6 protein-coding genes are annotated in these 6,595 nt (G+C 60.4%); 2 read left to right on the forward strand and 4 right to left on the reverse strand.

Translation table 11 applies throughout. The features are described 5' to 3' along the window. Positions 1–34 precede the first annotated feature (34 nt). Entirely contained in the window at positions 35–1,009 is a 975-nt protein-coding gene (gene hemB / locus CKW25_RS09640; protein WP_095078938.1) for a porphobilinogen synthase, read from the forward strand. 18 nt (positions 1,010–1,027) lie between these two features. Here the strand turns inward: hemB and CKW25_RS09645 are convergent, their stop codons facing one another. From CKW25_RS09645 to CKW25_RS09655, 3 genes are all read right to left on the reverse strand, one after another. Then, a complete protein-coding gene (locus CKW25_RS09645) occupies positions 1,028–2,557 on the reverse strand; it encodes an FAD-dependent monooxygenase (RefSeq protein ID WP_095078939.1) in 1,530 nt (509 codons plus the stop codon). Between the two features lie 45 nt (positions 2,558–2,602). Next, positions 2,603–3,556: a transporter gene (locus CKW25_RS09650; RefSeq protein ID WP_095078940.1), complete on the reverse strand. Its 954-nt coding sequence runs from the start codon at positions 3,554–3,556 to the stop codon at positions 2,603–2,605. Positions 3,557–3,677: 121 nt separating this feature from the next. Continuing rightward, positions 3,678–4,292: a LysE family translocator gene (locus CKW25_RS09655; RefSeq protein ID WP_095078941.1), complete on the reverse strand. Its 615-nt coding sequence runs from the start codon at positions 4,290–4,292 to the stop codon at positions 3,678–3,680. Positions 4,293–4,442: 150 nt separating this feature from the next. On the opposite strand from CKW25_RS09655, the gene CKW25_RS09660 reads away from it, so the two are divergent. After that, complete coding sequence (locus CKW25_RS09660) at positions 4,443–5,537, forward strand: DUF1615 domain-containing protein (RefSeq protein ID WP_095078942.1); 1,095 nt, start codon at positions 4,443–4,445, stop codon at positions 5,535–5,537. Positions 5,538–5,607: 70 nt separating this feature from the next. On the opposite strand, the gene CKW25_RS09665 is transcribed toward CKW25_RS09660, so the two are convergent. Further along, positions 5,608–5,913 carry a hypothetical protein gene (locus CKW25_RS09665; protein WP_095078943.1) on the reverse strand — a complete coding sequence of 102 codons (306 nt, stop codon included), beginning with the start codon at positions 5,911–5,913 and terminating at the stop codon, positions 5,608–5,610. Between the last annotated feature and the right edge of the window lie 682 nt (positions 5,914–6,595).

Genomic DNA, 6,595 nt, shown 5'->3' on the forward strand with positions numbered 1-6,595 from the left:
TGTCCAGGCCGTTGGCCTCCTGCCAGGAAACCCCATGTCCAGCCAGTTCCCCGAAGCCCGTCCTCGCCGTTTGCGGCGCACCCCGCAATTGCGCAGCCTGTTCCAGGAAACCGAATTCACCCTCAATGACCTGGTCTTGCCGATCTTTGTCGAGGAAGAAATCGACGATTTCGTGCCGATCACCAGCATGCCGGGCGTGCGCCGGATTCCCGAGTCGAAACTGGCCGGTGAAATCGAGCGGTATGCACGGGCGGGTATCAAGTCGGTGATGACGTTCGGCGTGTCCCATCATCTGGATGGCAACGGCAGCGACACCTGGCATGAAAACGGCCTGGTGTCGCGCATGGCGCGGATCTGCAAGGACGCGGTGCCGGAGATGATCGTCATGTCCGATACCTGTTTTTGCGAGTACACCGATCACGGTCATTGCGGTGTGATGCATGGCGCCGAGGTGGACAACGACAACACCCTGATCAACCTCGGCAAGCAAGCGGTCGCCGCGGCGCGGGCAGGGGCCGATGTGATTGCGCCGTCAGCGGCAATGGACGGGCAGGTCCAGGCCATTCGCCGGGCGCTGGATGCCGCCGGTTTCAGCCAGACCTCGATCATGGCCTATTCGACCAAGTTCGCCTCCGCGCTGTACGGCCCGTTCCGCGAAGCCGGTGGCAGTGCGCTCAAGGGGGACCGTAAAAGCTATCAGATGAACCCGATGAATCGCCGTGAAGCCGTGCGCGAATCCTTGCTCGACGAGCAGGAAGGCGCCGATGCGCTGATGGTCAAGCCGGCGGGGGCGTACCTGGATATTATCCGCGATATCCGTGAAGCCTCGCGCTTGCCGTTGGCGGCGTACCAGGTCAGTGGCGAGTACGCGATGATCAAGTTCGGTGCGGCCGCCGGTGCCATTGATGAGGAGCGCGTGGTGCGTGAGAGCCTCGGTGCGATCAAGCGCGCCGGTGCGGACCTGATCTTCACGTACTTCGCGATGGACCTGGCCCTGAGCGGGATTTGAGCCGGCACTAACGGGTGCTCAGCAGAGGAACGGCCTGATCCCGTGGTCGCGAAAGTAGCGTTCGATGACTTTCGGGTCGGCCGACAGGTCGGCCACCGCCACGTAAGTGTCCGGTCGTAACAGGTAGAAACTGTTGCGCGCCAACCCGGCGGTTTCGTGGGCGGGCAGCCAGTCGAACACCTGTAGCGCCAGATGATGTTCGGTGCACCAGGCGCGCATTTCGTCGCTGGTGTCACCGTACACGTGCACCTGCCAGTCCAGGCGGCTCAAGCTGGCGAAGTTGTCGGTGACGCCGTCTGGCACCCAGGGCAGGCGATCCCCGCCAAACACATGGCCGGCGTGCCCCTCGCTCAATGGCATCCCCCGATAATTCAGGGTGATTTGAGACACGGTGCGAAACAGAAACTCTCGAGCCCGTTCCACGGACGCCATTTTCGGTAACAGGAAGGGCGCCAGGCGGGTACGCAGCAGGTCGGCGATCGGGCCTTCGGCGGTGACGAAGCTGAACACCCTGTCGGTGGTCGCCACCAGTCGCCGGGCAAAGGCCATGCGTTCGAGCTCGTAACTGTCGAGCAACTTGTCGCTGGCCCCACCGTTGAGGACGGCGGCGAGTTTCCAGGCCAGATTGATCGCATCGCCAATGCCCGTGTTCATGCCCTGGCCACCCGCGGGGCTATGGACGTGGGCCGCGTCACCGAGCAAAAAGGCACGCCCCAGGCGGAACTCGTCCGCCACCCGATGGTGGACCCGGTAAGTCGAGAACCAGTTGACCGTGTCGACCTGCACCTTCAGGTGATCCATGGCGCGACGGCTGATGTCTTCGAACCTGAGGGGTTCAGCCTGCTCCGCGCGTTCGTCGCGCACGGTGCCGATCAGCCGGGCACGGCCAGTGCCGGCGAGGGGGAACACGGCCAGGAAGTCGGCTTCATCCAGGTCCACGTGCAACTCGCCATTGAACGCCGGGCCGGAGCCATTGACGTCGGCGACATAAAACACTTGCTGGTAGGTGCCGCCGGGAAAGCCGATGTCGAGTGCCTTGCGCACGGTGGAGCGAGCACCGTCGCAGCCGGCCAGGTAGCAGGCCTGGCAGCTGTGTGATTGACCATCGGGCAACAGCAGTTGGGCGGTGATGCCGCCGTCGTGCTCGCTGAAACCGGTCAACTCGGTGTCTCGCTCGACCTCCACGCCAAATTGCTCCAGGCGTTCGATCAGCAACCGTTCGTGTTGATCCTGCGGGTAAATTTCCAGGAAGGCATAGGGCGTCAGGTCCTTGCCGATGCTCGCGAAGGGCAGTCGCGCGGCGGGCACGCCCTTGACCCACATATTGACGGCGGGCACGGTGTGGCCGTTCTGCACCACGGCCTGGCTGAGGTCGAGCTGGCGGTACAGCTCAAGGGTGCGGGCCTGGACAGCCAGGGCGCGGGAGGTAGTGCCGGGGACGCTGGTCTTGTCGAGTATGCGCACCCGGACTCCGAGTTTGCACAGCCAAAGCGCCAGGACCAGCCCCGTGGGGCCGGCACCGATGATCAGTACGTCGCTGCGGTTCATAGCGTTGCCCTCGTAGGAGCGCTCCGTGCGACGCTGGCTTGAGACTTAGAAGAACGCCAGCGTCAGGTTCACGCTGACCCCGTCACCTTCCGGTCGGTTGACGGAATCAAACTCGGACACCCAGCGGGCATTGATGCTCGCCTGGGCATCGGAAAACTTGCCACTCCAGCCAATGTACGGCCCGACACCGGCCGAGTGTCCGCGAAAGCCGTTCAACTGGTCGGCGGTCGGACCTTCGTCGTCGGTCACTTGCTTGATCACGCCGCCCACCACCCCGGCCGCCCAGCCATTGCCAAGGCCGTGGGTCCAGAGGCCATCAAGGCGAAAGATACTGCCGTTCTGGTAATCGGTGGCGTCGTTCCTGGTATAGAACTCGAACGCCCCCAGCAGGCTGAACTCACCGCCTTTCTCGTACAGGTGGGTGTAGGCCAGGGTCGGCATGAAGGTGTAGGTGTTCTGCCCGGCGTTGGCCAGGCGATCCTTGTCGTAGGCGCCGGTGGGCACGTAGATCGGCAAGGACATCGCAATATGATCGGTGGCGCTGAAGTGGTAGCCGGCAGCAATCGGCGTGACCAGTGCGTCGGCAAACTGGGTGCCGTAGTCGGTTTCACGCACCGTATGGCCGCGTGGTCCGGTGAGGTCGACCTCGGCGTCGGTGTACTGCACGGGCAGGCCAACGGCCGAAGCAAAGTTCCAGCGACCCTTGCCGGTGTCCCAGATTCGAGTGATGTTGGTCATGGTGTAGGAGACTTTCATCTTCAACCCGCTACCCACTTCGCCGCGCACCGGTGCTGGCTTGCTCTTGCTCAGTTCGCCGTCGTAATAGATGGAGGTCGCCGACACCACCCAGCCAGGCTCCGGTGGAATGATCCCGGCGTTGGAGTAGACGATCTGGCCGGTAATCGGCCTGCCGACACTGCCCTCGGTTGCCAATACGTAAGGACTGCCACTGAGCAGTAGCAACGCCAATGGCAGGTTGGCGACCGGAACTCTTTTCATGCGGGCTCTCTTGATTATGCTTTTTTTTTGAAGTGAGGTGCCACACGGCCGATTTATCTCGAAACGGATCCCTACAGTTTAGATCTGGCTGCCCGGCATTACCCTTTCCAGGACTGGGGGCTCAGCGTTGAGCAAATGCAAGGTGCAGGCCCAGCGCGGCGAAGGTGGCGGCAAAGCCGCGACGTAGCCAGTTCTGGACGCCGGGTGATTGAATGACGGCCGTGCGAAAAATGTTGGCCAGTAAGCCATAGATCACAAACACTGCAAAGGTCATGAACATGAACACGGCGCTGAGTGTCAGCATCTGAAGCGATGCCGCAGGACCGCCTGGTGTGATGAACTGAGGGAGAAATGCCAGGAAGAAAATCGTCAGCTTGGGGTTGAGCACATTCAGCAGGCAGGCCCGAAGCATGATGTGCGCGGCGCTGCGGGTCACGGGGGCATCGGTCACGGCAAGGGCTGAACGATCGCGCCAGGTGGCATAGGCCAGGTACAACAGGTAGGCGACCCCGACGAACTTCAACCCCTGAAAGGCCAGTGCGCTGGTATGCAGAATCGCCGACAACCCCAGGATCGAAGCCATCAGGTGCGGCACGATACCGGCGGTGCAGCCCAGCGCGGCATACACACTGGCCCGCTTGCCCGCGCTCAGTCCGGTGGACAGGGTGAACACCACGCCGGTGCCGGGGATCAGGACAACAATCAATGAGGTGATCAGGAAATCCAGGGTCAGCATCGCGTCGAACTCCTTCAAGCGGTTGGGTGTCAGACAGTCACGAATCAATCTCTCATTGAAGAGCAAGGGTGCTTGCATTTCCACCGGGAAAACCCGGAGTGTAGGCGCCAGCGTTTTACCCGGTATGTCAAAAGGACCCTTGAACCTCCCATGCACTGTAAATCATTGATCACCAGCCTGGCGGCGCTCTTGCTGTTGGCGGGTTGCGCGAGCCAGGCCCCTCGGCAGGCGGCGCCGAAACCGGCTCAGGTGAAAGCGCAGATTGTTCGCTTGTTGCCGGCCAGGACCCTTGACCGTGAAGGCTGGGCCAATGACATCTATACGGCGTTCGAAGCGCAAAAGATCCCGGCCACCACGCAGAACGTCTGCTCAGTAATGGCCGTGACCGAGCAGGAATCGACGTTTCAGGCAGACCCTGTGGTTCCCGGCCTGGGCAAGATCGCCCGGGACGAGATCGATCGACGCGCTGCCAAGGCGCACATCCCCAACCTGTTGGTGCGGGGTGCCTTGCAGGTCAGCTCGACGAACGGCAAGAGCTACAGCGACCGATTGAACGCCGCGCGCAGTGAGAAAGAACTCAGCGCTATCTTCGATGACTTCATCGGCCGGGTGCCGATGGGGAAAAGCCTGTTCGACGGCTTCAATCCGGTGCATACCGGAGGACCGATGCAGGTCAGTATCGCGTTTGCCGAGCAGCAGGCGCGCAACTACCCCTATGCGGTGGACGGTTCGATTCGACGTGAGGTGTTCTCGCGGCGCGGCGGCATGTACTTCGGCATCGCGCATTTGCTCGGCTACCCGGTCAATTACCGTCAGCCGTTGTACCGCTTTGCCGATTTCAATGCCGGTTGGTACGCCAGTCGCAACGCGGCTTTCCAGGCGGCACTCAATCGTGCGACCGGTGGTTCACTGACGCTGGATGGTGACCTGATCCGCCATGGCTCAATCATGCCGGGGACGACGGAGTTGGCGGTACGGAGCCTGGGCAAGCGCCTGGACATGCGCAACACGACCATACGCGATCAGCTGGAACTGGGGGACAGCCTGGATTTCGAATACAGCAAGCTTTATAAGCGGGTGTTCGAACTTGCGCAAAAGGCTCAAGGCCAATCACTGCCCCGGGCGGTGTTGCCGGGAATTGAATTGCAAAGCCCGAAAATCACTCGAAAACTCACCACGGCCTGGTTCGCCAAGCGTGTCGATGAGCGTTATCAACGTTGCATGAAGCGAGCGTCTGGCGGGTAAGGGCGGGGCAGGCGAGAAAAAGCCCGGCGATTCAGGCCGGGCTTTTTGTCCTGTACAGCGGGGCGGCAAGTCATGCGCGGTTCTGGGTCAGGCGATCGGAGCCACCTTCGGCGACGCGGTTCTGTTGCAGGCGATCGGAACCACCTTCGGCGATGCGGTTCTGTTGCAGGCGATCGGAGCCACCTTCGGCGATGCGGTTCTGTTGAAGGCGATCGGAGCCACCTTCGGCGATGCGGTTCTGTTGCAGACGATCCGAACCGCCTTCGACAATCACTGGCTGGAGTTGGGTGTTGATGGTCGGTTGTGCCTGCGAGGCGGCAAAAGCGTTGGCGGCCAGTACCGAGAAAGCGAGGCTGAGAATGATCTGGCGTTTCATGGTGGTGTGCTCCGGGGTGTCGTGGGTAGGTATGGAGCGGATGTTACGCGTCAGGATTTTTATGAGAACTTCATTGGGTCGATGGTGAACATCGATGGCATTGATGGGGTGTGAGTCATGACGTGCCCGCCGTTAACGGATTTGGATAAGGGGGCAGCGCTCGGGCGTATCCTTCTATATAGGTAACCGAGCTATTCAGGTCATTTTCGGCTTTCTGATAGAAATCCTGAATTAGCAGTTGACGGCGAATTTTATCTGTCTATAATTCGCCCCACTTCCGGCGCAGTCGAAACGGAAAACTCCTTGCTAAACAAAGAGTTACGCAGTTTTCGGCAGCAGGTTGCTTCAGGTCATCGAAGCCAAAAGGAAGTTGAAAAAGAGGTGTTGACAGCAGCGTGTAACGCTGTAGAATTCGCCTCCCGCTGACGAGAGATCGGAAGCGCAAGTGGTTGAAGTTACAAGGGAAACTTTGAAAACTTCTGAAAATAACCGCTTGACAGCAACAGGGGCTGCTGTAGAATGCGCCCCTCGGTTGAGACGAAAGATCTTAACCAGCCGCTCTTTAACAACTGAATCAAGCAATTCGTGTGGGTGCTTGTGCAGTCAGACTGATAGTCAACAAGATTATCAGCATCACAAGTTACTCCGCGAGAAATCAAAGATGTAACCAACGATTGCTGAG

Source organism: Pseudomonas sp. Irchel s3h17 (assembly GCF_900187505.1).
GTDB lineage: Bacteria > Pseudomonadota > Gammaproteobacteria > Pseudomonadales > Pseudomonadaceae > Aquipseudomonas.